Raw genomic sequence first — 26,910 nt, 5'->3', positions numbered from 1 at the left:
TCTCCTTTGTCTTATTTTAGCATGGCGGGATGAGAGATTTCTATTGCACAATACCGTTTCGAATGGCAAAAACGACTGCCTGTGTCCGGTCTTGGGCATTGCATTTTTGCAGGATGCGGTGCACGTGGGTTTTCACAGTGCTTTCACTGACGAAAAGCTTTTCAGCAATATCCTCATTTCTCAGTCCGTAGGCCATTTGCTGAAGAACCTCAAGCTCTCTTTTGGTGAACGGCTCTGCCAGTTCTTCTGGATGGGGCTGTTGCTTCGCCCGAAATGTCTCACTGATAATTTTAGCAGCTGTGACTGTACGGAAAATCGCCTCGCCTCTGGCCGCAGCGCGAATCGCATCTATCAACTCTTCAGGAAGTGTATCCTTCAGCAGATAGCCGACTGCGCCCGCACGGATGCCTTCAAATACGTATTCCTCCGTGTCAAAGGTCGTTAAAATGACAATCTTTGTATCTGGAAGGGCGGATATGATGTCTTTCGCCGCTTCGATGCCTGAGCAATGCGGCATCTGGACATCCATGAGGATGACATCGGGTTTTGTTTGTTTTGCGAGTGCTATAATATCGCAACCGTCGCCGGCCTCACCAGAAACCGTCATATCCGGCTGTGCGTTGATGATGTAGCGGAAGCCTTCACGCACAAGCGGCTGATCATCGGCAAGCGCGACGTGTATTTTATCTTTGTTCATCTTTTTGCTCCTTATGCGTTGTCATGAGCGGCAATGACAGCTCAATTTTCAGGCCGCTCGGCTGTACGGCACTGAAAGTAAGGGAACCGCCTGCTTTTTCTGCGCGCTCTTTCATTCCTGTCAGGCCAAATCCATAAGTAAGGCTGCCGGTGAATTGTCCGTCGTCGGTGACTGTGACATAGAGATGGGACTTGTCGTTAGAAATGACGGCCGCCGCATGAGAAGCGTCAGCGTGACGAATGATATTGGTCAGCGCTTCCTGCAAGATGCGGTAGATCGTTTCGCTCACGTTTGGAGGCCAAGACTCTTCTGACAGTCCGGCAGTATCTAAAGAAACGTGCAAGCCGCTCCGTTCCTCCACTTGATGAATGAGCCCCCGCAAAGCGGTAAGCCCCACCATCGATTCACTACGGCCCATTTGGTGAACGACAGACCGTACTTCTTGAAGACATTCCCTGGCGACACTCAGTACATTTTGAATGACTTTTTCTGAATCCTCCTTGCTGCTTTTGAGGATATAGGGAAGAGATTGAAGCTGAACAATCACAGAAGTCAGCTCGTGACCGATACTGTCATGAATGTCGCGGGCGATTCTTGTACGTTCCTCAAGGACCGCGTACCTTAATGAAAGAACAGAAGCCTCCTGCAGCTCTGCATGCGCTTTCTGGAGTTCTTTATGAGCATGCTCCAGCTGCACATGCATTTTTGCCAATTCAGCATGATTCCGTTCAGCCTCCTTTCTCGCTTCTCGTCTGAAACGCATGGAGGAGAAGAAGACGTAGAGTCCGATCATGATCGAGATGTTGCTGATGATATCGTCCCAGCTGCTGTCAAAAACAGAATACAAAAAGAAAGCATTGCCCCCAATTAGGCACACTGTAAGGATCAAAGACAGCCGTGCAGGAAGCTTTATGGCTTCATAAACCATTAAAAATACGAGTAAAAAAAAGGCGGCTCCCTGCTCTTGGCCGGAAACAGCCCAAAGAAAAACGGTCAGGATCCAAAGCCCGACGAATATGCTCAAACTAACAGCGGTGGATGCCACATAGGGAATGATCCAAATGAATGCTAAGTATACCGCAAATACAAATGCTAACAAAATGGGATCAGCCTTAGTTGGATGAGATAAAAATTGTATGCAATTCAAAATGAGAATAAGGCTCGGCACAAGCTTCTTGTAGTAGTGCCGAGCCGGAGTTTGTCCGTTCATGCTGGTCCTTCTTTCGGTTATTGAATGGATACTTTGCCGGCGGTCAGCCGTCTGTATGCTTTGTAAAGCATGATGTTGCGGGCTGTGATGGTGCCGAGGGGAACGAAGAACATAGAATGAATAATGGCAATAAACATCTCGTTGCTCTCAGGCAGCCATGTTCTCGCGGCCATGCGCAAAGAAAGTATCACTAGAATGAGGATAACACTCCCAAGTGAGCCGCGTGAAGTGACCTTTCCGGTTTCCGGGTGAATCCGTACATTTACCATCTTCCCAATGCCAAACCCGCAGGCCAGCCCGATCAATAATAAAATGCCGCTGATCGCCACATGTAATACGGAATGAAAATACGCCGGCTGAAACGATGCTGATACGCCCCATAAGAGCAGCAGCGGAATGATCAGCAACTTCCCGGGTCTGACAGCTCTCTCTCGGTACATCGATAAAATAATAAGAATCAATACAATAAAAATATATGGGCTCATCGCCATGTCATCAAATCCTTTCTGCATTAAGCATAGCGAAAAAGGGAAAGGAAAACGTCAACCGGCAGATTGATTTTTCAGCTGCTATACTTGTTCGCGCTGCATAAAGGTATGAAAATGCTGATAATATATGAAGAAACTATTAATAAACGATTAAACTTCTTAAAAATGGATGTGGACCGGTTCTAAACACTATATAATGAAAACAGGTCATTTTTTAGGAGGGTTTAAATCATGGCAATACTTGTTACTGGCGGTGCCGGGTACATTGGCAGCCACACATGTGTTGAACTATTGAACAGCGGCTACGAGATTGTTGTTCTTGATAATCTGTCCAACAGTTCAGCTGAAGCGCTGAACCGTGTCAAGGAGATTACAGGAAAAGATTTAACGTTCTACGAAGCGGATTTATTGGACCGGGAAGCGGTAGATGCGGTTTTTGCTGAAAATGAAATCGAAGCTGTGATTCATTTTGCAGGGTTAAAAGCAGTCGGTGAATCTGTTGCGATTCCCCTCAAATATTATCATAACAATTTGACAGGAACGTTTATTTTATGCGAGGCCATGGAGAAATACGGCGTCAAGAAAATCGTATTCAGTTCATCTGCGACAGTATACGGCGTTCCGGAAACATCGCCGATTACGGAAGACTTTCCATTAGGTGCGACAAACCCTTATGGACAGACGAAGCTCATGCTTGAACAAATATTGCGTGATTTGCATACAGCCGACAATGAGTGGAGCGTTGCGCTGCTTCGTTACTTTAACCCGTTCGGCGCGCATCCAAGCGGACGGATCGGTGAAGACCCGAACGGAATCCCAAATAACCTTATGCCGTATGTGGCACAGGTAGCAGTCGGGAAGCTCGAGCAATTAAGCGTATTCGGAAATGACTATCCGACAAAAGACGGGACAGGCGTACGCGATTATATTCACGTCGTTGATCTCGCAGAAGGCCACGTCAAGGCGCTGGAAAAAGTATTGAACTCTACAGGAGCCGATGCATACAACCTTGGAACAGGCACAGGCTACAGCGTGCTTGAAATGGTCAAAGCCTTTGAAAAAGTGTCAGGGAAAGAGGTTCCGTACCGTTTTGCGGACCGCCGTCCGGGAGACATCGCCACATGCTTTGCAGATCCTGCGAAAGCCAAGCGGGAACTGGGCTGGGAAGCGAAACGCGGCCTTGAGGAAATGTGTGCTGATTCCTGGAGATGGCAGTCTTCTAATGTGAATGGGTATAAGAGTGCGGAATAAGAATGGAGGCCTTCTCAATAGAGAAGGCCTTTTTTAAAGAACAAGGGTGCCTGAACAGGCACCCTTGTTAGCTGTTATTTGATTTTCACAATAACATCATTACTGAATTTTAGTTTCCAAGTGCCTTTTGCATAAGCTTCCTTGTCCACCTCAAATGCTTTCACATCTGTTACTTTAATATTAGGATTTAGATCACTTAATATTTTAGAGTTGTCAACTTTTGTCTCAGTTGCATAGGTTGAAGAAGCATCGATATCAGCATCATAAGAAGTGCCATCAGCATCAACTAATTTAACAGTTGGAATTGAAAAAGAGCTAATCGGCTTTTTAGATACGTTTTTAATTGTATATTGAACTGCTACAATTGTACCACCATCAGATGCTTTCTTTTCAACATATTGAGTACCGACAGTATCTCTGTCCTCTACCTTCGTAACTGTTACTTCAGTTTTTTCAGTTTTTACGGTATCACCGATATTGTATGTTTTTTCAGTTTCTGCTTTGCTGCTGCTTGATGTTTTGGAAGTGGCTTCTGAGCCGCCTCCGCCGCCAATCATATTACCGATAATAATGATGACAACAACTGCGAGAATAAACGTAATGATTTTATGTCGCATAAAAAAGTTACGTTGATCCTTACCGCAGTTAGGACATTTTTTTACACCCTTTGCAATTTCTTGACCGCAAGCTTTACAGGGTACTAGTTTTCCTGCCATTATATTTCCTCCTATGTAATAAAATGTACGAAACATATGTACTATAATGCCTATATTATTTCACTTAGTCAATATAAAATTATGAATTTCTTATAATTATTATCATTTATAGTTACATTCGCTTGTAAAATATATGCTTTTTTTCTTATCGGTTATATCTGTTCTTTTTTAATAGATAAATCGTATTTTCTTCCAGCTTATCTGATGAAAACTCCGCAAATACCCCTTGAACCAATTCGAACCGTCCCTTATAATGCTAATATTGGAAAGTGAAAAGGATATGATAAAAACAGTGGTTTTCTAGGGTTCCGCAATGCAAATTGGACTGTGACCGAGAGAAAACACATAGCAGCTTGGCTGTTATGACACGGTGGGATAAAAGCCCGGGAGTTTCTGCTCTTTTTCGAGAGCGTTCTCCTGGGTTTTTTTATTTGCTAGAACAGAACAATGAGAAGGAGTGTTTTCGTGATGAAAAAGAGAATGCTGGATGTACTTATGCTTGTGATTGGCGCTTTTTTCTTCGCGCTTGCGGTTAATTTATTTGCGATTCCCAATGATCTTGGGGAAGGCGGAGTCACTGGGATTACGCTGATATTGTATTATCTGTTTCAATGGTCTCCAGGTGTCACGAACTTTATCTTAAATGCGTTTTTGCTTTTAATCGGCTACAAGTTTCTGGATGGAAAAACAACGGTTTATACGATCATTGCGGTTGCGGCAAATTCGCTTTTTCTTCATCTGACACATGGGTGGAGCATTCCGTCTGATGAATTGATCATTAATACGATTTTCGCAGGTGTATTTGCGGGAGTCGGGATCGGCATGATTATCCGGGTCGGCGGGACGACGGCTGGTTCCGCGATTCTGGCCAGAATTGCTAATAAATATTTAGACTGGAATATCAGCTATGCACTCTTGTTTTTTGATTTAATCGTAGTATTTAGCTCTTATTTTATTATTGGTGCAGAAAAAATGATGTTTACGATCGTGATGCTGTATATCGGTACCAAAGTGATGGATTTCATTATTGAAGGTTTGAATACGAAAAAAGCCATTACGGTCATTTCAGAAAATAAGAGTGAGATTGCAGAGCAGGTAAATACCTTGATGGATCGGGGCGTGACGATTTTATCAGGGAAGGGAAATTATACGGGCCAATCAAAAGAGATTTTGTATATCGTCATTAACAAACAGGAGCTGTCTATGCTGAAAAAAATCATTAGAAGCTGCGACAAAAAAGCGTTTGTGATCGTTCATGACGTACGCGATGTGTTTGGCGAAGGGTTTGTGGATATATCTAAATAAAGAAAAATCCCTCTGTACTTGAAGCAGAGGGATTTTTTCATTTAGAACGGATATTTGCGGTATTGCTTCTGTATCGAAATCCATTTGGTCACGGTAAATTCCTCGACGACCCACGGATTACCGAAGCGGCCGACACCGCTTGCTTTGTTGCCGCCAAAGGCAATATTCGGCGAATCATTGACGGACTGGTCGTTGACATGGGTCATGCCGCTGTCAATTTGCAGGGCGAACTTTTCGCCTTTTTCTAAATCAGAAGTGAAAACCGCAGAGCTGAGGCCGTATTCAGTATCATTTGCCATGTCAATCGCTTCCTGGTCGCTGCCAGCTTTAATAATGGTTGCGATTGGGGCAAACAGCTCCGTTTGGGCAATTTTGCTGTTGTTGTCCGCACCGACAAAGACGTACGGCGTCAGCACGTTTCCGACGCGTTTTCCTTCAACCGCAAGCTCAATGCCGTCTGCCTTTGCCTGCTCAATGATCTCTAGCGCTTTCTCGATTTGGCGCTCGTTGATCAGCGGGCCGACAACGGTTTTCGGATCGGTTTGATCGCCGTACGGAAGCTGTTTGACACGGGCGGTGAACTTTTCTACAAACTCATCGTACACATCTTGATGAACGATGATCCTGTTGATAATCATACAGATTTGTCCCTGGTGAATAAATTTTCCGAAAATCGCGGCATCCACAGCACGATCGACATCCGCATCTGAAAGAACGGCAAATGGATTGTTGCCGCCGAGTTCAAGGGCCATTCGTTTGAAGGCGCGACCGGCGATTTCACCGATGTGGCGCCCGACTGCGGTTGATCCCGTAAAGCTGATTAATCTCGGGATTGGATTGGTGAGCATGCCGTCCCCGATTTCCTTTACATCCGTCAGCATGACGTTAAGGACACCGGCAGGAAGACCGGCGTGTTCAAACGCTTTCGCAATGATGGTCCCGCCGGAAATAGCAGTTTGGATATCAGGCTTGTGAACAACACTGTTACCCAGCGCAATTGCGGGCGCAATGGATCTCATAGATAAATTCATTGGAAAATTAAATGGAGAAATCGATGAAATGACACCTAGCGGAAGGCGGTAAATCTTATTGGTTTTCCCTTCAATGTCGGATGGCACCTCTTTGACGCCGCCTAATTCACCAGTATACGTCAAGGCTTCATCTAAAATCGCAATCGTTTGTTCCAGCTCGATTGTTGATTTAATGATCGTTCCGCCAGTTTCGCGGGCGATCATCATGATGATGTCATCACGGTTTTCCTGTAAATAGCCGCGCGCTTTTTGCAGGACGGCTTTTCGGTCTTCCGTTGTGCTCTTGGCCCACTCTTTTTGGGCTTTCTGTGCAATGTCAAACGCATCCTCCAGCTGTTTGCCCGTTGCCAAAGATGCTGTTGTGATCACAGACTGGTCATACGGATTCAAAATGTCCTCCGTACGTCCGCTTTCTCCCTCAGTCCATTTTCCGTTGATAAAACTTTTGTTTAACGTTTCGAAACTCATAAGATGACCCTCCTTTGGTCTTGCATATCCTCTTCTATTTCCGCTGAAGCCAATATGTAAACGAATGAGGTTTCCCTTTCAGTTTCTCGTCTATCTATACCGGATATACTCTTTTTTAGTGGAGAACATGTGTGTTTCGCCTTATACTGAATATACAGATCCTTACATAAGAGAGGAGACTCTATGAAATCGCTGCTGGCTATTTATCCCGGTTCGATTGTGTCTGAGGAGCTTTGCATAAGGGAAGGCTGTCTATGTTTTTTTGATGAGAGCAATCAGAGATATATCTCCATTCCGAAAACAGAGATCAGTGAAAAAGAAGTATTGGTGCTGCAGTCATTTTTGACGCCTGCGGATGAGGGCAATCAACTGTCTATGAAATCACCTGAGGAAAACAAGTGGTTTTCATTCCTTTTTTCCAGAGGGGAATTGCCGGCGTATATAAAGAAACGGACGAGATTTGTTCACTTTCATTTATTCGGCAAAATAGAAAGGACGTCCTTTACGGAAGCGGTTCGCCATTTTTGGCCGGTGTCTTTTGTGATTGTGTGGATCCATGAGGACAGAGGCGTGATTGTCGAGCAGGAAAGTGAAGCGGCGGCGGAGAAGGACGAACTGGAATCGCTCGCTAAGGTTCTTGAAAGTGATTTCTACTTCAGTGTCCGTTTTTACGCCGGAAGATTTTACGAGCCGGATGAGTGTCTGCGAAAACATTTCGCTCGTGAACAGGCGTATTTCCTGTTTGCTGAAAAACGGCTGCCTCAGGTGCAGAGTGTGACCTTTGAGATGATCTTTCCTTTTCTATTATTAGAAACAGAAAAAGAAAAACTGGAAACGCTGCTCTCTGAAGAAGCTGAGCTTTTATTTGGAAGTGAAGCTGAGCTAAGGAAGACCATTAAGCTGTTTATTGAAAACAACTCAAACGTCACATTAACAGCGAAAAAGCTGCATCTGCATCGCAACAGCCTGCAATATCGGATTGATAAATTTATTGAGCGGTCAGGAATAGATATCAAATCGTACAAAGGCGCGCTTCTTGCCTATTTTATCTGCCTGCAAAATGAAAGTTCAGAATAAATTGGAAATATGCACGAAAAATGGCTGGGTGATTTTATGAACGCTGCCCATTTTAGCGAGAGAGAATTGCTGTTACACTCAATATAAGAAAGCGTTTACAATAACAAAGGGGGATGTTAGATGGCTGAATTGCGGATGGAGCACATTTATAAATTTTATGATCAAAAGGAACCGGCGGTTGATGACTTTAACCTTCATATTGCCGATAAGGAATTTATCGTATTCGTCGGCCCGTCCGGCTGCGGGAAATCAACGACGCTGCGAATGGTCGCAGGACTTGAAGAAATTTCGAAAGGCGATTTTTATATTGAAGGAAAACGGGTCAATGATGTAGCGCCAAAGGACAGGGATATCGCGATGGTATTTCAAAACTACGCGCTCTATCCGCATATGACGGTCTACGATAATATCGCGTTCGGGCTCAAGCTTCGGAAAATGCCGAAGCCTGAAATCAAAAAAAGAGTAGAGGAAGCGGCTAAAATTCTCGGACTGGAGGAATATTTGCACCGTAAACCGAAAGCGCTGTCAGGTGGACAGAGACAGCGGGTCGCGCTGGGCCGGGCAATCGTGCGGGATGCAAAGGTGTTCCTGATGGATGAGCCTTTGTCAAACCTGGACGCGAAGCTGAGGGTGCAAATGCGGGCGGAAATCATTAAGCTCCACCAGAGACTGCAGACTACAACGATTTATGTGACACATGACCAGACAGAAGCGCTGACGATGGCGACACGGATCGTAGTCATGAAAGATGGGAAAATTCAGCAGATCGGGACGCCGAAGGATGTATACGAGTTCCCTGAAAACGTCTTTGTCGGCGGGTTTATCGGATCACCAGCGATGAACTTTTTCAAAGGGAAGCTCACGGATGGCTTAATCAAAATCGGTTCTGCGGCATTAACCGTCCCGGAAGGAAAAATGAAAGTGCTGCGTGAAAAAGGCTACATCGGCAAAGAGGTCATCTTTGGCATCCGTCCTGAGGATATCCATGATGAATTGATTGTCGTCGAATCATATAAGAACTCTTCGATTAAGGCGAAAATCAATGTTGCAGAGCTGCTCGGTTCTGAAATCATGATTTATTCGCAGATCGACAACCAAGACTTTATTGCGCGGATCGACGCCCGCCTCGATATTCAATCGGGCGATGAACTGACGGTCGCATTTGATATGAACAAAGGCCATTTCTTTGACAGTGAGACAGAAGTGAGAATCCGATAAGATCAAAAAACCGGACATGGAGACATGTCCGGTTTTTTTGCTATTGAAAATCTCAGAATCAAACCGATGAAATAGGAGGAAGAAATAGACAGAAAGCAGGAGAACGATGAAACGATTGTTTTTAAGCATCTTTCTTTTGGGCAGCTGTTTGGCTCTTGCGGCTTGCGCTGATCAAGAGGCGAATGCAGAGCAGCCGATGCCAAAAGCGGAACAAAAGAAACCGGAAAAAAAGGCAGTACAAGTTCAGAAAAAAGAAGACGATACATCCGCATGGATCAAAACAGAGAAACCGGCAAAGCTGCCGATTTTGATGTACCACAGCATTTCTTCAGGAAACAGCCTCCGTGTGCCAAAAAAAGAATTCGAGGCGCATATGAAGTGGCTTCATGATAACGGCTATCAGACATTAACGCCGAAAGAGGCGTATCTCATGCTGACGCAGGATAAAAAACCGAGTGAGAAGTGCGTGCTGATCACATTTGATGACGGGTACACCGACAATTATCAAGATGCGTATCCGGTGCTGAAAAAGTACGGGATGAAGGCAACGATTTTTATGATCGGCAAATCGATCGGACATAAGCACCATCTGACAGAGGAACAAATGAAGGAAATGGCACAGCACGGCATATCGATTGAAAGCCATACGATTGACCACCTTGAACTGAACGGATTAACGCCTCAACAGCAGCAAAGTGAGATGGCTGATTCGAAAAAGCTGTTTGACAACATGTTTCATCAGCAAACCACCATCATCAGCTATCCGGTAGGGCGCTACAATGAGGAGACGCTGAAGGCCGCTGAAAAAACAGGCTATCAAATGGGCGTGACGACAGAACCGGGCGCGGCTTCGAGAGACCAGGGAATGTATGCCCTCCATCGTGTGCGCGTGTCCCCAGGCATGTCGGGCTCGGCTTTTGGTGCGTACATCGAATCAATGAAATAAAAAAGGCGGCGTTTAATCGCCGCCCCCTCCGCCGCCACAGCCGGAATCGCTGAAACCTCCGTCACTGCTGCATCCATCATGGTGTGAGCTATGATCTGAATAACCGAAATACCCGCTGTCCGCCTGCTGGCGGCTTTTATTATCCGATGACTGCGGCTGAATGACTGAAAGAAAAACAATAATAGCTATTATCAATAAGATCACTATCACTTCTGGTCACTCCCTTTTTTCACCATATCTGTTATACGGATGAAACGCTGACCGGTTTCATTTCAAAGTGATTGATTCTTTCAGGCGGTCTCTGAGCCAGCGCTTTAGCACCCCACGTCCTTTGTTTGACAATAAAGTGCCGACACGCCAATACATAGGGGGATGAGGAGCGAACTGAAAATCAATCAGTCTGAAAAGCCAGCTTTTATCACGGGTGAGAGAATCAATTTGAAGCTCGTCTTCACCTGCTTCAGAGCTGTAGGCACTTTGTTTCTGTATGTCCTCATCCTGCCGAACCGCCAAGATTCTCAAGGCTTCAGCCATTTGTTTGTAACCGCCCTCCAGCAATGATGCGCCAAGATTGTCAGCACGCACCTCCATCCATTGTGAACAAAAGGATTGATAGAGCTGGAATAGGATAATGATTGCCATAATGAAAGCCCAAAGCACAATTTTATGGGCCTCGGGATGGGTGATATGCTGCTCAAACAAGAGGAAAATCCCAACGACAGCTCCAAGATATAGAAAACGCAAAAGCTGTGAAGACAGAACGTCACGTTTTTTGATATGAATCGCCTCATGGGCCAGAATGCCTTCAATGACACGCTGTGGAAGTGTTAGTGTGGCGCTTGTCAGGATGACCATTGACCTCCCGACATTCATGCCTACTGCCATTCCGTTGTAATCATCACTCTCCGTTTCGTATATGCGGACATGGGAAATGCCGGCCGATCGAAAAATCTTATCGGCCGCTGCCTGTACATGCGGATGATGACAAGGCTTGGCGTCCATCGCCGCCCGCAACACACGGTCTGACATATACATGTTGAATACCCAATACAGGATTACGGCAACAGCCATGACCCATGGAGAGGCGTGTAATGCGTATAACGCGAGCACCAATAAGGCGTAAGCGGATACCCCTTTTACGCTGGCGGCAAAATAAAGCTTACCGAGCAGCCGCTTCACATTTTTTCTATGATAAAACGGCAAAACAGAAATTACATTGTCCACATCGTTTTCTGCATCTGTGTACTCCTGGAGAATTGTTTTCCATTTTTGCGGTTCCTTCACCGTCAGAAACAGTGTTTCGCCGGGAAGAGACAGTTTAATGACTTGCTGAAAGCTTGTTGTTAAATCTAGACGTGATGAATACATCGTCAGAAGCGGATGGAGCTTTAAGAGATCTGCCGTTGATTCAAGCTGAATGGCCTTCAAATCGGAAAGCGGGTATGTACGGGTTTCATAGTGTGAGCAGATATGCAATTTTTCTAAGGCTGCTGAATAAAAAACCTTTACGCTAAAAACATTCAGTGTTCGCTTCACCAGTGCCCCTCCGCCGGAGATCATGCCGAAAAGGATTACATATTTGAGAGGGCTTGTGTCAGGTCCATAGATGAAAAAAATAACAGCCCCTGCAAACACAATGGCGGTCAGCGTAATGTCTGACAGGAGACGTGTTTTGTTTCTGGCCAGCTCGATTTCCTGCCAGTCTCCCGAAGGTTTTTCCGCACGCTCTGAAACAATGAGATCCATTGCGGTCCAATAGCAGAAGAACATTGTCGCGATTGAGACTATGCCGTCCATGAATGAGAGATGAGAGAAGATGTAAACCGCAGCGCCGACCCAAAGAACAATATCAATCCAGAAGTCTACGGCCGGAATGAATTTTGCTGCCAGGGCTGATATCAAATAAAATCCCAGCCCGAGAAGCATAAAGAGAAATAGATGAGTTCCCATAGGCATGCCATATTCCTTTCTATCTAGTATTTCCAACTATTACTATAGCATGAGGCGGGAATTTGCAAAAATATGGACATGCAAAAAAGCAAGCTCTTTCGTTTGACGAAGAACTTGCTTGCGGGGATCAATAAAACTGGTGCAGCAGCAATAAGGTTAAGGATACTGTAATCGCGCCCCCGATGCGGGTAGACACTTGGGCGAAAGGCATTAGCTCAAGCCTTTCAGCGGCGCTTAAAATGGCAACGTCACCCGTGCCGCCTTGCCCAGAATGACACGCATTGATTATGGCGGTTTCAATCGGATACATGTTCAGCCATTTTCCAGTGAAGAAGCCAACGGTCATCATGGTCACAACGACAGACAGAATCGTGATAATATTGCTGAGGTTAAAAGCGGCGACAAGCTTGTCCCACGGAGTCATGGATACCCCAATCGCAAAGAGAAGCGGGTAGGTCACAGCTGTTGAAAAGAAGCGGGACACTCCAAACGCGCCATTTTCAATTGAGGCAGGCACCAATCTGAACAGCTTGATTAGAACAGCCAGTAACAGCATGGCAACGGGTGCCGGAAAACCGAAAAAATCGTGAGCGAGCATGCCGACTAAGTATAAAGAAACAGCAAGGATACCGCCTGACGCAAATAAAGAAAGGTTGAACATTTGCTGTCCGCTTTGAGATTCCTCCAGCGCAGGGGACTCTTCTTCGGAGCGGTCCACTTTGCCGTTGCCTGTCCATTCCGGTTTTTTCTTTCCGATTCTGTTCAGCAATCCCGCTAGAATAATCGCGCACAGGCTGCCCAGCATAATCGATGGCAGAACAAGTGCAAACGCTTCCCCTTGAGAAATGGGCATGATGTCAGAATATCCGATGGACAGCGGGATAGCGCCTTCTCCGACTCCTCCAGCCATAATCGGAATGACAATGTACAGCAGGGTATGCTGAAATCCGAGTCCGAGCAATGTCCCGACAGCCAGTCCGACAATAGCGGCTGTGACAGAACCGACAATAAGCGGAATAAAAATTTTCATGAATGCTTTTACGAGTGTTTCTCTTTTCATGCCGAGAATGCTTCCGACGACAATACCGGCGATAAACAAATATAGAAAGTTTGAGTTTTCTGTAAATTCTGTGGTGGATTTGACGATATCATTAGGCAGCAGGTGATAGTACACGACAGCGGACGGAATAAAAGTAGCTAGGATGGCCGGGCCGCCGATAGAACGCACAATCGGTATCGATTTGCCGATTTGGGCAAAGGTAAACCCGAAAAACGCCATGACGGCAATGGATGTCAAAATGTCACTTTTTACATCGTGATGCATAACAAAAACAGTGATTAATATAAACAGCAAGGCATACACAGGAAGCGGTATGATGCCTACTTTTATATTCATGGCTTTCGCAAACCAATTCTCTTTTCGAACCCCTTCGTGAATTGTATCCGTTTGCAATTGCATTTGTGTTTGAAGCTCTCCCATTGAAAAACCTCCCCTATTCTTGATGCAGTGAAATTGTTCACTATGTTAAGTATACTAAAAAATTGAAATTATTAATATATTAAAAATTTACTATTCAACTTTTCTCCACTTGCCGGTTCAAATGAAAAGAGGCATCCTGCCTAAAATCTGTTTATGACGGAGTGCTGAGAAACGAGTGCTGGTGCAGGGCAAGCATTTTGTTCGCAAGGAACGATGTGTTGATGTACGATAATAAAGGGTCATTTATCCTAGCAGCCGACATAAATAAGCAACAAAATAGACAAAAATCCGTCACATTGGGCGGGACTTTTTAGGTATTTTAGGCTTTATTTTTGAAATGAATCGTTGTAAAGTACTTAATATGAACCAGTCAGAGATTGTGTCATTTGGTCAGTCTGGCAATCTTGCATCATATTGGATGACTTTTTGACACATTTGTGAAATATTGAGCAATATTTTTTTCGTCTATTTTGTGAATTACTGATCAAAGTCTCGGTTCTATTTGTGAAGTAGTGAGCAAATTACAGTTTTAACCGGAAATGGAGGAGAAAGCATGAGTGAATTGGTATTAGCCCGCATACAGTTTGCATCAACAACGTTGTTTCACTTCTTGTTTGTGCCGATGTCTATCGGGCTTGTGTTTATGGTTGCGTTGATGGAGACTCTTTATCTTGTAAAGAAAAATGAGCTGTATCTCAAAATGGCAAAGTTTTGGGGACACTTATTCTTAATAAATTTCGCAGTCGGTGTTGTAACAGGGATTTTGCAAGAATTCCAGTTTGGACTGAACTGGTCTGATTACTCCCGTTTTGTCGGAGATGTATTTGGCGCGCCGCTTGCGATTGAAGCATTATTGGCGTTTTTCATGGAGTCTATTTTTATCGGATTATGGATTTTTGGCTGGGACCGCCTGCCGAAGAAAATTCACGCTCTCTGCATATGGCTCGTATCATTCGGAACGATCATGTCATCTTTCTGGATTTTAACAGCAAACTCCTTTATGCAGGAGCCGGTCGGCTTTACGATCAAAAACGGCCGTGCGGAAATGAATGATTTTGGCGCGTTGATTACAAACCCTCAGCTTTGGGTTGAATTCCCGCACGTCATTTTCGGTGCGCTTGCCACTGGAGCTTTCTTTATTGCCGGAGTGAGTGCTTTTAAACTGCTGAAGAAAAAAGAAGTGCCGTTCTTTAAGCAATCTTTTAAACTCGCAATGATCGTCGGCCTTTGTGCCGGTCTTGGCGTCGGCCTTAGCGGACACATGCAGGCTGAGCACTTGATGGAATCACAGCCGATGAAAATGGCTGCCAGTGAAGGCCTATGGGAAGACAGCGGTGACCCTGCTGCTTGGACCGCTTTTGCGACGATCGATACAAAAAATGAAAAAAGCTCAAATGAAATCAAAGTTCCTTATGCCTTGAGCTACTTGGCTTATCAGAAATTCAGCGGAAGTGTCAAAGGGATGAAAACCCTTCAGGCTGAGTACGAAAAAATATACGGAAAAGGCGACTACATTCCGCCAGTGAAAACGACATTCTGGAGCTTCCGTATCATGGTTGGCGCAGGCGTTGTCATGATCCTTGCTGCGTTAGGCGGCCTCTGGTTAAACCGCCGCAAAAAGCTTGAAAACAGCAAATGGTATTTGCGCATCATGATTGCTTTGATTTCCTTCCCGTTTCTTGCGAACTCCGCGGGCTGGATTATGACAGAAATCGGACGTCAGCCTTGGACGGTTATGGGTTTAATGACAACGGCTCAATCCGTGTCGCCTAACGTAACAGCGGGTTCCTTGTTATTCTCAATCATCGCATTCGGTGTGATGTACATGATTCTGGGCGCGCTGCTTGTCTTCTTGTTTATCCGTGAGATTAAAAAAGGTGCGGAGCATGATAATCATCATGATGTGCCTGTATCAACAGATCCATTTAGTCAGGAGGTATACCATGGCATCTCTTCATGATCTTTGGTTTATACTCGTTGCTGTATTGTTTGTAGGATTCTTCTTTTTGGAAGGCTTTGATTTCGGGGTCGGCATGGCGACCCGTTTTCTTGGCCATAATGAATTAGAACGCAGAGTGCTGATCAACACGATCGGGCCGTTCTGGGACGCGAATGAAGTCTGGCTTTTGACTGGCGCAGGCGCCATTTTCGCGGCATTCCCAAACTGGTATGCAACGATGCTCAGCGGTTATTACATTCCGTTTGTCATAGTGCTGCTTGCGTTAATGGGCCGCGGGGTCGCGTTTGAGTTCCGCGGCAAGGTGGATCATTTAAAATGGGTAAAGGTTTGGGACTGGGTCGTTTTCTTCGGCAGTCTGATTCCTCCGTTTGTGCTTGGTGTGCTGTTCACGACATTATTCCGCGGGATGCCGATTGATGCCGACATGAACATTCACGCACATGTATCTGATTATATCAATGTATATTCTATACTTGGCGGTGTGACGGTAACACTTCTTTGCTTCCAGCATGGATTAATGTTTATCACGCTGCGTACGATTGGTGATTTGCAAAACCGCGCCCGGAAAATGGCGCAAAAGATAATGGGTGTTGTTTTTGTAGCGGTTCTTGCCTTCGCGGCCCTTTCTGCGTATCAGACAGACATGTTTACACGCCGCGGCGAGATTACCATTCCGCTCGCTGTTTTGATTGTCATCTGCTTTATGCTCGCGGCTGTATTTATTCGCAAGAAAAAAGACGGCTGGACATTTGGGATGACAGGCGCTGGTCTGGCGCTGACCGTGGGAATGATCTTTATTTCCCTATTCCCCCGCGTAATGGTCAGCTCGCTTCATAGCGCATACGATTTAACAGTAGCTAACGCTTCTTCCGGAGATTATTCGCTTAAAGTCATGTCAATTGCAGCATTAACGCTACTGCCGTTCGTCATCGGCAGCCAGATCTGGAGCTATTATGTCTTCCGGAAGCGCGTCAGCCATAAGGAGCCTATGACTTATTAATGGGAAAAGACCTGTTTCGATATAAAGGAATGAAGCGGATTCTCACCTTGATTACTTGTTTAACGCTGATTCAGACAGCCGCCATTATTATGCAGGCAGAGTGGCTGAGTGAGGCCGTAACCGGACTGTTCAACGGGAAGGGCATTACCTCCCTTTTTCCGGTGATCGGCTTTTTCCTCATCGCTTTTATCGCCCGGCACGGGGTGACGGTGGCGCGACAGAAAATCGTCTATCAATACGCCGCCCGGACAGGAGCAGATTTGAGAAAAAGTTTTCTTGATCAGCTGTTCCGATTAGGCCCCCGCTTTGCAAAGAAAGAGGGGACGGGGCAAATGGTGACGCTGGCGATGGAAGGCATCAGCCAGTTCCGCCGCTACCTGGAGCTGTTTCTGCCGAAAATGGTCAGCATGGCGATTGTGCCTGCGGCGGTTGTCATTTATGTGTTTTTTCAGGATCGCACATCAGCCATCATTTTAGTGGCGGCTATGCCGATTCTGATCATCTTTATGATTCTCCTCGGCCTTGTCGCGCAGAGAAAAGCGGATCGTCAGTGGAAATCCTATCAGAGACTTTCCAATCATTTTGTTGATTCTCTTCGCGGGCTGGAGACATTGCGTTTCCTAGGTTTGAGCAAGTCACACAGCAAAAATATTTTCTATGTGAGTGAGCGGTATCGCAAGGCAACGATGAGCACACTCCGGGTGGCGTTTTTGTCATCATTCGCCCTCGATTTTTTCACGATGCTGTCGGTGGCGACAGTCGCAGTATTTCTGGGCCTGCGCCTTATTGACGGCGATATTTTGCTTGGCCCCGCTTTAACGGCGCTTATTCTGGCGCCTGAGTATTTTTTGCCGGTGCGGGAAGTGGGGAATGATTATCATGCAACGCTGAACGGCCAGGAAGCAGGAAAAACCATTCAAGAGATTTTGTCGCAGCCAGGTTTTAAAGAAGAGACGCCGCTTCAGCTCGAGGATTGGTCCGATCAGGATGAGCTGAAGCTGTCAGGCGTGTCAGTCGGCCGTTCGGTGTCTGATATTCATCTCTCATTTAAGGGCAAGAAAAAAATCGGCATTATCGGTGCAAGCGGCGCCGGAAAATCAACATTAATTGATATTCTCGGCGGATTTTTGGAGCCGGATGGCGGGATGATTGAGGTTAATGGTACAAGCCGGTCCCATTTGCAGGACGGCAGCTGGCAGAAGAACCTTCTGTACATCCCCCAGCATCCGTACATTTTTGATGATACGCTTGGCAATAACATTCGCTTCTACCATCCAAGCGCTTCGGCAGAGGATACAGCCCGTGCTGCTGCGGCGGCGGGACTGGCGGAGCTGGTGGATAGCCTTCCTGAAGGATTAGAGGGGCGGATCGGGGAAGGCGGCCGGGCGCTCAGCGGCGGCCAGGCACAGCGTGTCGCGCTGGCCCGCGCCTTTTTGGGAAACCGTCCGATCCTGCTGCTGGATGAGCCGACCGCCCATCTTGATATCGAAACAGAATATGAAATAAAAGAAACGATGCTGGATTTATTTGAGGATAAGCTCGTCTTTCTCGCGACTCACCGCCTTCACTGGATGCTCGATATGGACGAAATTATCGTGCTGGACGGAGGCAGGGTTGCGGAAATCGGGACTCACAATGAACTGCTGGAGAAAAACGGTGTGTATACCAAACTCGTGAAGGCACAACTGGGGGAAAGAGCATGAAGAAAGAAGAATGGATTTTGCCGTATATCAAGCAAAATGCCCGCCTGTTTGTTCTGGTTATCTTTTTGGGCGCGGTGACGATTTTTTCTGCTGCTTTTCTCATGTTCACCTCAGGGTTTTTGATTTCTAAAGCGGCGACAAGGCCGGAAAACATTCTGCTCATTTATGTGCCGATTGTCGCAGTGCGCACCTTTGGGATTGCGCGCTCTGTATCGCGATATGTGGAACGGCTCGTCGGGCATCACATCATTTTGAAAATCGTATCCGACATGCGCGTCCGCCTTTACAATATGCTTGAGCCGGGTGCTTTGATGCTGCGTTCCCGTTTTCGCACGGGGGATATGCTCGGCATTTTGTCTGAGGATATTGAGCATTTGCAGGATGCTTTCTTAAAAACGATTTTTCCTGCGATCTCAGCCTTGCTCCTGTATGCTGTGTCAGTGATAGCGCTCGGCTTCTTCTCTTGGCCATTTGCCATATTGCTTGCGCTTTATTTGTTTGTTCTTGTTGTATTGTTTCCGGTTGTGTCTTTGCTCGTGACGAGAGCGAAGAATGCGAAGCTGAAAAGCGGACGGAATGTGCTGTACAGCCGTCTGACAGATGCCGTGATGGGTGTCAGCGACTGGATGTTCAGCGGACGCCGGCATGCTTTTATTGATGCTTATGAAAAAGAGGAACATGATTGGTTTGAGCTTGAACGGAAAAAACAACGCTTTACAAGATGGCGGGATTTTGCTGCGCAATGCCTTGTCGCCGGCCTTATTTTGCTGATGCTGTTTTGGACGGCGGGACAGCAAGCAGACGGCGAGCTTGCTAAAACAATGATTGCCGCTTTTGTGCTAGTGGTGTTTCCGTTGACGGAAGCCTTTTTGCCGCTTTCGGATGCCTTAGGCGAAGTGCCGGGCTATCAGGATTCTATCAGACGCATGAACAAGGTGGCTCCTCAGCCGGAGGCGTCACAAACAGAATCAGGGGCTCAAATGCTCGATCTTCAAGATGTCACCTTGGCCTTTCGTGATGTGACGTTTTCTTATGATAACAGCAGCCAAGTGCTTGACAACTTTTCCTTTACGCTGCGCCAAGGAGAAAAAATGGCGCTGCTCGGCCGAAGCGGCTCTGGGAAATCAACATCGCTTGCATTAATCGAGGGCGCCTTGAAACCGGACTCCGGTTCTGTTACGTTAAACGGAGTGGAGACAGCGCTGTTAAAGGATCAGATTGCGAATGCGGTGGCCGTGTTAAATCAAAAACCGCACCTGTTTGATACAAGTATTTTGAACAACATCAGGCTCGGAAACGGAGAAGCAAGCGACGAGGATGTGCGCCGCGCCGCAAAGCAGGTCAAGCTGCATGACTACATTGAGTCATTGCCTGACGGATATCATACCTCTGTACAGGAAACGGGCATCCGTTTTTCCGGTGGAGAGCGCCAGCGGATCGCGCTTGCGAGGATTTTACTGCAGGATACACCGATCATCATCCTCGATGAGCCAACAGTCGGCCTCGATCCTATTACCGAACGTGAATTGATGGAAACGGTGTTTGAGGTGCTGAAAGGAAAAACGATTTTATGGATTACCCACCATCTCGCGGGAGTGGAAGCGGCTGATAAAATCGTATTTCTCGAAAACGGCAAAACAGAAATGGAAGGAACCCATGAGGAGCTGCTGGCGGCAAACGAACGATATCGCCGTCTATATCACCTTGATGTTCCTGTAAAATAGAAGACAGCCCTAAAAGGCTGTCTTTTTTGTTTGAAAAAGAAAAGGGACAGGAAAAATAGGAAAAGAAAGCAGAGGAGGGATAGAGATGAATGTTCCATTTTGGACGGAAGAGCATGTAAGGGCCACGCTTCCTGAAAGAGATGCGGAGAGCCATAAAGGCACGTACGGTACGGCTTTGCTGCTGGCTGGAAGTGACGACATGCCGGGGGCAGCGCTGCTTGCAGGGCTTGGGGCCATGCGGAGCGGTCTCGGCAAGCTTGTCATCGGTACATCAGAAAGCGTAATCCCGCTAATTGTTCCTGTTTTGCCCGAGGCGACCTATTGGCGTGACGGCTGGAAAAAGGCGGCGGATGCTCAGCTTGAAGAGACGTACCGAGCCATTGCCATCGGATCGGGCCTTCCGCAAACGGAAAGCGTACAGCAGGCAGTCGATCATGTGCTTACGGCTGATTGTCCTGTTATTTTGGATGCCGGAGCGCTGGCGAAGCGCACATATCCGAAACGGGAGGCCCCCGTCATCCTCACGCCGCACCCGGGCGAGTTTTCCCGAATGACAGGGGTGCCCGTGAACGAATTGCAGAAAAAAAGAGCGGAATATGCAAAGGAGTGGGCGGCTCAGCTGCAGACTGTCATTGTGTTAAAAGGAAACCAAACCGTCATCGCGTTTCCTGATGGAGACTGCTGGCTCAATCCAACCGGAAACGGGGCGCTCGCCAAGGGCGGAACCGGTGACACACTGACGGGCATGATATTGGGGATGCTCTGCTGCCATGAAGATCCAAAGCACGCCATATTAAACGCGGTCTATTTGCATGGTGCGTGCGCCGAGCTCTGGACGGACGAGCACTCCGCTCATACGTTGCTCGCTCATGAGCTATCTGACATCCTGCCCCGCGTGTGGAAACGATTTGAATGATAAAAAAGCTGTCTTCAGAGAGAAGACAGCTTTTCTTGATACCCCGCCCGTTTTTTCAGACGCGGTTTCATTAATGCATAGTAAAGCACAGAAGGCACGGCCAAGCCGATAATCCATGCGATGTCTCCGCCGCCAAACATTTTGGCAAGCGGTCCGATGTAAAAGCTTGTGTTGATAAACGGGATTTCCAGCAAGATAGACAGAACGAACGCAATTGTGGTGATCCAATTGACCTTTCCATAAGGCCCGTTTACGTCGAACATGGCTTTGACTTGATACTTTCCGTGGCGGACGAAGTAGTAATCGACTAAATTGATTGCCGTCCACGGAATTAAGAAATAACTGATGAAAAAGATAAAATTCAAAAACAGTTCCATAAAATTGCTCTGTCCCAGTAGGCTTAAGACTGTGCCGACAAGCGTGACACCCAGGATCATGATGATTCTGACTTTGGGCGTGACTTTTAATTTCAGAAACGGCTCCAGCGTTGTTGTCGTGGACATGAAAGCCCCATACAGGTTAAAAACATTGATTGCCATTTGCCCAAATAACACAATGATCAGCATAATAAACGAGAAGGGACCGAACAATTGGACAATCTGGCTGCCTGAATTTGCCGTAAAGTCAGGAAGTGAGGTTGTCAGCAATGCGCCGAGCAGCATCATCCAGATGGAGCTGACAGATGTACCTGCATAGCTGTACCAAAATGTTTTTGAAGCCGGTGTTTTAACTGGCAGATATCTTGAATAATCGGCAACATACGGCGCGTAGGCAAGCTGCCACGTCGCAACTGCGCTGACTGCCACCAAGAAAATTGGCAGATCAATCGCTCCGGGAATCCAGCTGCCTGCCGGAATCGGCAATTGAAAAATGAGAATCGTTGCAGCAAAAAATACAGCAAAAGAGGTCCAAGAAAGGATTTTTTGCATTTTGTGAATCAAATCATGGCCGAAAATGGTGAGTAAAAAACATACGGCACTTAAGCCTATAATGCTCCATGAACCCGGGATGGGAACAAAGCTGCTTAAGGTTCCGGCCGCCAGAATCGTGCTGCTTGCGAAGAAACCAAGGTAGATAAACATGACTAAGAAGAGGGGAAGAATCGCTCCGATTACGCCGAATTGGGCACGGCTTTGAATCATTTGCGGGATGCCTAGCTGAGGGCCTTGCGCGGAATGAGACGCCATAAATATGGCACCGATTAAGGTTCCGCAAATAATAGCGGCAACACTCCAAAACAGATTAAGTCCCATTGCAACGGGAATCGTGCCGGTCACTAACGTGGTGATATGCATATTAGCCCCGAACCATACGGGAAATAAATCTTTCGCTTTACCATGTCTTTCTTCATTCGGAATATATTCAATCGTTCGCCTTTCTACTTTCAATGCATCGTCCTCCATATTGGATGTTTTTTTGAAATCGACATAAAGTCATAGCTTAACAGACTATGAGGGGGTTTACAAATAAGGATATGCAGCCAAACGGCCGGGAAGCTTGATCTGTCAATGGCTGAAAAGAATTGTAAAAAAGATGAACGCTTTTGAATCCGGTGTCGTCTCATAAGGCAGAAAAACAAAAAAGGGGGGATCATGGTCATTGGATACACAAGAAGAACAGCGGCTGATACAGCAGGCGAAAGAGGGAAACGACGAGGCGTTTACAGCCCTTTTCCACTATCACTATTCTTTCTTATATAAATACTTGTTAAAGCTTTCCCTTCACCCCGATCTCAGCGAGGAACTTGTTCAGGAAACCTTTCTGAAAGGGTACATCCATTTAAGAAGCTTTCAGGGCCGTTCAAAATTCTCCACGTGGCTGATCTCCATTGCATCGCGGCTCTATCTCGATCACCAGAAAAAGAGAAAGAGAGAATGGAAACGGAATCAGACAGTTACGGAGGAAACAATCCGCAAGATCAAGTGGGACGTGTCGGCGAAAGGGGCAGAGTGGAGCGAAACGCTCGATCTGTTTTCAAAGCTGGACCCTAAACTGCGCACACCAGTTTTATTAAGGCATTACTACGGCTATACCTACGCCGAAATCGGGATGATGCTTCAAATCAAAGAAGGCACTGTAAAGTCCAGAGTTCATAAAGGGCTCCAGCAAATCAGAAAGGAGTGGGACGATGAATAAAGAAAAGCTTCCTGATCATTTAAAGTCAGAATGGAAAAAAATTGATCAAACAGCCAATCCCTCTATACCGACTCAAAAAGAACTGCTTCACCAGCTGTCACAAATGAAAGCTGAATACAGAAAAAAACTTCTTCAAGAGATCATTTTATTTGTATTTTGTGCGCTGATGGTTGTGAGTGCTGCAATCTTTGCTTTCACTCAAGCTCCTGCTGTGTTTATTGTGCTTCAGGTTTGTGTGCTTGCGGTGCTGCCGATTTTGATTGCGGCTGAGAAAAAAAGGCATCTCGGCGAATGCGAGGTGAAACGCAGATGACACAAACAGAAATTGTCATAACGGTTGCGGCTTATCTCATCGTATTGGCGCAGGGAATCTTTTTATTTATTGATGCGAAAAAACGAAATCGCATGGCATGGATTTGGGGAATTGTCGGACTGATTACAGCACCGATGCCTCTGATTTGTTATTACTTTTTTGTCATTAGGCCGGATCGGAAGAAAAGGGGGATCAAGCAATGAATATTTCTTGGGAAATGATTTTGCCGCTGGTTGTATTACAGCTGGCTTTGGCGGTTTTTGCCCTCATCAGCTGTATAAAAGAAGAGCGGACGAACGGGCCAAAGTGGATGTGGGCTGCAATCATCGTATGTATCAATATTATCGGGCCGGTTTTGTTTTTTACCGTCGGCAGAAAGCAAAGGTAAGCCGATATGCTGTCTATTGAATCATTATGCAAATCGTACAGGCACCATGAAGCTGTAAAGAATGTCAGTTTTCACGTGAATGAAAATGAGTGTGTCGCACTATTAGGACCTAATGGAGCCGGCAAAACCACGACTCTGCAAATGCTGGCCGGACTGCTTTCGCCAACCTCTGGAACCATAAAGCTGTTAGGAGAGAAAAAGCTGGATCGGCGTTTGATTGGGTACCTCCCGCAGTATCCTGCTTTTTATTCGTGGATGACCGCAAATGAATTTTTGACATTTGCGGGGAGACTGTCCGGCCTTTCGAAGAGAAAATGCCAAGAGGAAATCGGTGAGATGCTGGAATTTGTCGGTTTGCACGAAGCGGCGCACAAAAGGATCGGGGGCTATTCAGGAGGCATGAAACAAAGACTCGGTCTGGCACAGGCACTGCTCCATAAACCGAAGTTTTTGATATTGGATGAACCGGTGTCTGCACTTGATCCGACAGGGCGGTTCGAGGTGCTGGACATGATGCGGGAGCTGAAAAAGCATATGGCCGTTCTGTTTTCTACACATGTTTTGCACGATGCAGAGCAGGTGTGTGATCAAGTGGTGATTATGAAAAACGGTGAAATTTCATGGAAAGGCGAGTTACAGGAGCTGAAACAACAGCAGCAAACGAACGTTTTTACCCTTTCAGTGAAAGAGAAGCTGGAAGGCTGGCTTGAAGAGAAGCCTTACGTCTCAGCTATTGTCTATAAAAATCCGTCCCAAGCTGTTTTCGAGCTGCCTGATATACACGTTGGCCGGTCATTATTAAGTGACTGTATCCGAAAGGGATTGACCGTCACCCGATTTGAACAGAAAACGGAGTCTCTAGAAGACGTCTATCTAAAGGTGGTGCACGCATGAAGGTGATGATGGCGCTATTGCAGAAGGAGTGGCTGGAAGGATGGAAAAGCGGCAAGCTGATTTGGCTGCCGATTGCGATGATGATCGTCGGGCTGACACAGCCGCTGACCATTTATTATATGCCGGAAATCATCGCACATGGAGGGAATCTTCCTGACGGCATGAAAATTAGTTTTACGACGCCCTCCGGGTCTGAAGTGATGGTCAGCACGCTTTCTCAATTCAACACGCTTGGCATGGCTCTGGTCATCTTTAGCGTGATGGGCAGTGTAGCCAATGAAAGAAATCAAGGGGTAACAGCGCTGATTATGTCGCGGCCTGTGACGGCAGCCCATTATATCGTGAGTAAATGGCTCATCCAAAGCGTGATCGGCATTATGTCGTTTGCAGCTGGATACGGGCTTGCTTATTATTACGTTCGGCTGCTGTTTGAGGACGCATCATTCAGCCGCTTTGCTGCAAGCCTTGGCCTTTACGCGCTTTGGGTGATATTTATTGTGACCGCCGGCCTTGCCGGAAGTACGATATTCCGGTCTGTCGGAGCAGCTGCGGCTTGCGGGATCGGGCTCACAGCAGCCGTTTCCTTTGCTGTTTCACTATTTCCAGATGGTGCGAAGTGGCTTCCAGCTGAGATTTGCAAGCAGGCGGAGCATATCCTTCTTCATGGAGAGCAGGCAGATTTTTTCGGATGGTCACTCACTTTCTCCATTCTGTGCATCATGCTTCTGGCCGTGTTTTCTGTGTGGCGCTTCCGGCGGTATGAAAGCTATTAATTGATCATGTTACGTTTTTGCGCGAGCATCACAAAAAAGGCGGCAAATGCCAGAGACCCGGCTCCATAAAAAACTCCTGCAAGCCCGATAAGCTGTGCGATTTTTCCGGCAAGAAGGGGCCCGAGGAAGATGCCTAGCGCATAAAATGATTGATAAAACCCCATCACTGACATTTTTAAACGGGCAGAACTGATTTTGACGACATGGCTTAGCAGCAGAGGAAAAACGAAGCCGAGCGCCAGCCCAATACAGGCGTGTGTGATGCAAACCGTGAACAATGCAGCTGAATAAGGAACGTATAGCAGACAGACCCCGGTGACTGCGAAACTAATGAGCATCACGGAGTAAGCGATACGGCTTGTAAATCGCAGAAACACAAAGCTTAATGTGGCGGCTGCGTGTGGGAGGAAAAAGGCGCTCATCACCCAAAGCAGCTCCGCGTCGCCCATTCCGAGCTGATTCATGTAAAGCGGCGTAAAACCAAACACTGTGATAAATAATACGGCATGGGCCGTCATAGACAGGATGGTGAAAAGCTTCAGCTTTGGCAGCCGCAATGTATCTTTGATGTACTGATTGACACGAATGGTGTCACGGTTTGCGGGAGGAGCAGACGGATCCTTAATAAAGCAGCAGATCACCAGACCTGCGACCGAGGCTGCCAGCGCCATCCAAAACGGGACCTGCCTGCCTAAATGGGCTGCCGCAAGCCCGCAGAACACAATGCTGGCAAACTGAGGCATGACGGTAAAAAACTGCATGATGCCCATTGCTTTTGATGCATTGCCATTGTTGAAATAATGTGCGTATAAAATGGTCGCCATCACCCACATAGAAGCAGTGATTCCCGCGAAAAGCCGGGCGGCCAGCACGAAGAAGAAAGAATCAAACATCAGAAAAAGCAGGCTGCTGAGGACGGAAAAGCCGAACCCGGCAATTAACAATTGCTTGCGCAAGGAAAACAGGATGTCTGACACAAGGCCGAGCGGGAATCGCAGAAGGATTTGCGTGACCCCGTAGCTGCCGAGAATGATGCCGATTGCGCCATATGAAAAGTGCAGATCCTCCAAATACAGACTGAATACAGGAACGTAAATATAGCCTGAAAACCAGAAACAAAATACCATGCATAAAAAAACGGCGTGATCTAAAGCGCCGATTGTTTTTTTCTGAGGAATCAAGTCCTGCTGTAATTCCATCGTATCTCTCCACCCCTTTCCTTCCAAGTACAACACAATTATTGAAAGCGTTTCAATAGAAAAATAA

Annotated in this window: 26 protein-coding genes and 1 riboswitch; of the genes, 16 read left to right on the top strand and 10 right to left on the bottom strand. The window is 46.6% G+C overall.

Going from position 1 to position 26,910, the window contains the following annotated elements; all coding sequences use genetic code 11:
• Positions 1 to 40 precede the first annotated feature (40 nt).
• Genes yxjL through M1D65_RS19425 form a run of 3 tightly spaced genes read right to left on the bottom strand, consistent with a single transcriptional unit; the run spans position 41 to position 2,398 of the window.
• Positions 41 to 697: a two-component system response regulator YxJL gene (gene yxjL / locus M1D65_RS19435; RefSeq protein WP_064671768.1), complete on the bottom strand. Its 657-nt coding sequence runs from the start codon at positions 695 to 697 to the stop codon at positions 41 to 43.
• A complete protein-coding gene (locus tag M1D65_RS19430; RefSeq protein ID WP_456270696.1) occupies positions 684 to 1,907 on the bottom strand; it encodes a sensor histidine kinase in 1,224 nt (407 codons plus the stop codon). Before M1D65_RS19430 ends, yxjL begins: the two co-directional genes overlap by 14 nt.
• A 17-nt stretch (positions 1,908 to 1,924) precedes the next feature.
• Positions 1,925 to 2,398, bottom strand: coding sequence for a DUF1453 family protein (locus M1D65_RS19425; protein ID WP_017697230.1), 474 nt, complete (start codon positions 2,396 to 2,398; stop codon positions 1,925 to 1,927).
• Between the two features lie 228 nt (positions 2,399 to 2,626).
• Between M1D65_RS19425 and galE the strand changes: the two genes are divergently transcribed.
• Positions 2,627 to 3,646 carry a UDP-glucose 4-epimerase GalE gene (gene galE, locus M1D65_RS19420; protein WP_064671770.1) on the top strand — a complete coding sequence of 340 codons (1,020 nt, stop codon included), beginning with the start codon at positions 2,627 to 2,629 and terminating at the stop codon, positions 3,644 to 3,646.
• A gap of 74 nt (positions 3,647 to 3,720) precedes the next feature.
• Here galE and M1D65_RS19415 read toward each other — a convergent pair whose 3' ends face one another.
• The gene (locus M1D65_RS19415) at positions 3,721 to 4,263 is read right to left on the bottom strand and encodes a DUF4352 domain-containing protein (RefSeq protein ID WP_120028571.1); all 543 of its coding nucleotides are present in this window, start codon (positions 4,261 to 4,263) and stop codon (positions 3,721 to 3,723) included.
• 388 nt (positions 4,264 to 4,651) lie between these two features.
• A riboswitch (guanidine-I (ykkC/yxkD leader) is annotated at positions 4,652 to 4,754 on the top strand.
• A gap of 76 nt (positions 4,755 to 4,830) precedes the next feature.
• Between M1D65_RS19415 and M1D65_RS19410 the strand changes: the two genes are divergently transcribed.
• Positions 4,831 to 5,667, top strand: a complete 837-nt coding sequence (locus M1D65_RS19410; protein WP_003242615.1) for a YitT family protein — start codon at positions 4,831 to 4,833, stop codon at positions 5,665 to 5,667.
• 41 nt (positions 5,668 to 5,708) lie between these two features.
• Here M1D65_RS19410 and M1D65_RS19405 read toward each other — a convergent pair whose 3' ends face one another.
• Positions 5,709 to 7,166 carry an aldehyde dehydrogenase family protein gene (locus M1D65_RS19405; protein ID WP_456270695.1) on the bottom strand — a complete coding sequence of 486 codons (1,458 nt, stop codon included), beginning with the start codon at positions 7,164 to 7,166 and terminating at the stop codon, positions 5,709 to 5,711.
• Positions 7,167 to 7,349: 183 nt separating this feature from the next.
• Between M1D65_RS19405 and M1D65_RS19400 the strand changes: the two genes are divergently transcribed.
• The 3 genes from M1D65_RS19400 (at position 7,350) to M1D65_RS19390 (ending at position 10,407) form a co-directional block, all read left to right on the top strand.
• Positions 7,350 to 8,243 (top strand): PucR family transcriptional regulator, encoded by an 894-nt coding sequence (locus M1D65_RS19400; RefSeq protein WP_032725100.1) that lies wholly within the window; start codon positions 7,350 to 7,352, stop codon positions 8,241 to 8,243.
• Between the two features lie 120 nt (positions 8,244 to 8,363).
• Positions 8,364 to 9,461 carry a maltodextrin ABC transporter ATP-binding protein MsmX gene (gene msmX / locus M1D65_RS19395; RefSeq protein ID WP_003242648.1) on the top strand — a complete coding sequence of 366 codons (1,098 nt, stop codon included), beginning with the start codon at positions 8,364 to 8,366 and terminating at the stop codon, positions 9,459 to 9,461.
• 106 nt (positions 9,462 to 9,567) lie between these two features.
• Entirely contained in the window at positions 9,568 to 10,407 is an 840-nt protein-coding gene (locus M1D65_RS19390; protein ID WP_031315443.1) for a polysaccharide deacetylase family protein, read from the top strand.
• A gap of 12 nt (positions 10,408 to 10,419) precedes the next feature.
• Here the strand turns inward: M1D65_RS19390 and M1D65_RS19385 are convergent, their stop codons facing one another.
• The 3 genes from M1D65_RS19385 to cimH all read right to left on the bottom strand — a co-directional run bounded on the left by M1D65_RS19385 (position 10,420) and on the right by cimH (position 13,837).
• Positions 10,420 to 10,617 carry a hypothetical protein gene (locus tag M1D65_RS19385; RefSeq protein ID WP_041850355.1) on the bottom strand — a complete coding sequence of 66 codons (198 nt, stop codon included), beginning with the start codon at positions 10,615 to 10,617 and terminating at the stop codon, positions 10,420 to 10,422.
• Between the two features lie 57 nt (positions 10,618 to 10,674).
• The gene (locus M1D65_RS19380) at positions 10,675 to 12,363 is read right to left on the bottom strand and encodes a M56 family metallopeptidase (protein WP_326153544.1); all 1,689 of its coding nucleotides are present in this window, start codon (positions 12,361 to 12,363) and stop codon (positions 10,675 to 10,677) included.
• 121 nt (positions 12,364 to 12,484) lie between these two features.
• Positions 12,485 to 13,837 (bottom strand): citrate/malate transporter CimH, encoded by a 1,353-nt coding sequence (gene cimH / locus M1D65_RS19375; protein WP_456270694.1) that lies wholly within the window; start codon positions 13,835 to 13,837, stop codon positions 12,485 to 12,487.
• Positions 13,838 to 14,390: 553 nt separating this feature from the next.
• Here cimH and cydA point away from each other — a divergent pair.
• From cydA to M1D65_RS19350, 5 genes are all read left to right on the top strand, one after another.
• Positions 14,391 to 15,797, top strand: coding sequence for a cytochrome ubiquinol oxidase subunit I (gene cydA / locus M1D65_RS19370; protein WP_003243795.1), 1,407 nt, complete (start codon positions 14,391 to 14,393; stop codon positions 15,795 to 15,797).
• Positions 15,781 to 16,797 carry a cytochrome d ubiquinol oxidase subunit II gene (cydB, locus tag M1D65_RS19365; RefSeq protein ID WP_003244559.1) on the top strand — a complete coding sequence of 339 codons (1,017 nt, stop codon included), beginning with the start codon at positions 15,781 to 15,783 and terminating at the stop codon, positions 16,795 to 16,797. Before cydA ends, cydB begins: the two co-directional genes overlap by 17 nt.
• Positions 16,797 to 18,500 (top strand): thiol reductant ABC exporter subunit CydD, encoded by a 1,704-nt coding sequence (gene cydD, locus M1D65_RS19360; RefSeq protein ID WP_456270693.1) that lies wholly within the window; start codon positions 16,797 to 16,799, stop codon positions 18,498 to 18,500. Before cydB ends, cydD begins: the two co-directional genes overlap by 1 nt.
• A complete protein-coding gene (gene cydC, locus M1D65_RS19355; RefSeq protein WP_456270692.1) occupies positions 18,497 to 20,224 on the top strand; it encodes a thiol reductant ABC exporter subunit CydC in 1,728 nt (575 codons plus the stop codon). Before cydD ends, cydC begins: the two co-directional genes overlap by 4 nt.
• 85 nt (positions 20,225 to 20,309) lie before the next feature.
• Positions 20,310 to 21,140 carry an NAD(P)H-hydrate dehydratase gene (locus M1D65_RS19350; RefSeq protein WP_029318638.1) on the top strand — a complete coding sequence of 277 codons (831 nt, stop codon included), beginning with the start codon at positions 20,310 to 20,312 and terminating at the stop codon, positions 21,138 to 21,140.
• A gap of 14 nt (positions 21,141 to 21,154) precedes the next feature.
• Here M1D65_RS19350 and M1D65_RS19345 read toward each other — a convergent pair whose 3' ends face one another.
• A complete protein-coding gene (locus M1D65_RS19345) occupies positions 21,155 to 22,528 on the bottom strand; it encodes a cytosine permease (protein WP_021480965.1) in 1,374 nt (457 codons plus the stop codon).
• A gap of 211 nt (positions 22,529 to 22,739) precedes the next feature.
• Here M1D65_RS19345 and sigY point away from each other — a divergent pair, with 211 nt between their 5' ends.
• From sigY to M1D65_RS19315, 6 genes are read left to right on the top strand one after another with little or no spacing between them, the layout of a single operon-like run.
• Positions 22,740 to 23,276, top strand: a complete 537-nt coding sequence (gene sigY / locus M1D65_RS19340; protein ID WP_014481313.1) for an RNA polymerase sigma factor SigY — start codon at positions 22,740 to 22,742, stop codon at positions 23,274 to 23,276.
• Complete coding sequence (locus tag M1D65_RS19335; protein WP_021480964.1) at positions 23,269 to 23,589, top strand: YxlC family protein; 321 nt, start codon at positions 23,269 to 23,271, stop codon at positions 23,587 to 23,589. The genes sigY and M1D65_RS19335 overlap by 8 nt, the downstream gene beginning before the upstream one ends.
• Positions 23,586 to 23,792, top strand: coding sequence for a sigma Y negative regulator YxlD (yxlD, locus tag M1D65_RS19330; protein ID WP_014481311.1), 207 nt, complete (start codon positions 23,586 to 23,588; stop codon positions 23,790 to 23,792). Before M1D65_RS19335 ends, yxlD begins: the two co-directional genes overlap by 4 nt.
• Positions 23,789 to 23,977: a sigma Y negative regulator YxlE gene (yxlE, locus tag M1D65_RS19325; RefSeq protein ID WP_021480963.1), complete on the top strand. Its 189-nt coding sequence runs from the start codon at positions 23,789 to 23,791 to the stop codon at positions 23,975 to 23,977. Before yxlD ends, yxlE begins: the two co-directional genes overlap by 4 nt.
• A gap of 6 nt (positions 23,978 to 23,983) precedes the next feature.
• Positions 23,984 to 24,871: an ABC transporter ATP-binding protein gene (locus M1D65_RS19320; protein WP_064671779.1), complete on the top strand. Its 888-nt coding sequence runs from the start codon at positions 23,984 to 23,986 to the stop codon at positions 24,869 to 24,871.
• Positions 24,868 to 25,644: an ABC transporter permease gene (locus M1D65_RS19315; RefSeq protein WP_041850362.1), complete on the top strand. Its 777-nt coding sequence runs from the start codon at positions 24,868 to 24,870 to the stop codon at positions 25,642 to 25,644. The genes M1D65_RS19320 and M1D65_RS19315 overlap by 4 nt, the downstream gene beginning before the upstream one ends.
• Here M1D65_RS19315 and M1D65_RS19310 read toward each other — a convergent pair.
• Positions 25,641 to 26,843 (bottom strand): MFS transporter, encoded by a 1,203-nt coding sequence (locus M1D65_RS19310; RefSeq protein ID WP_064671780.1) that lies wholly within the window; start codon positions 26,841 to 26,843, stop codon positions 25,641 to 25,643. The two genes, M1D65_RS19315 and M1D65_RS19310, sit on opposite strands and share 4 nt — an antisense overlap.
• Between the last annotated feature and the right edge of the window lie 67 nt (positions 26,844 to 26,910).

This window comes from Bacillus sp. JZ39 (assembly GCF_053903145.1).
The sequence above is the reverse complement of the archived record's forward strand: the minus strand, read 5'-3'. Positions and strand labels throughout refer to the sequence as shown.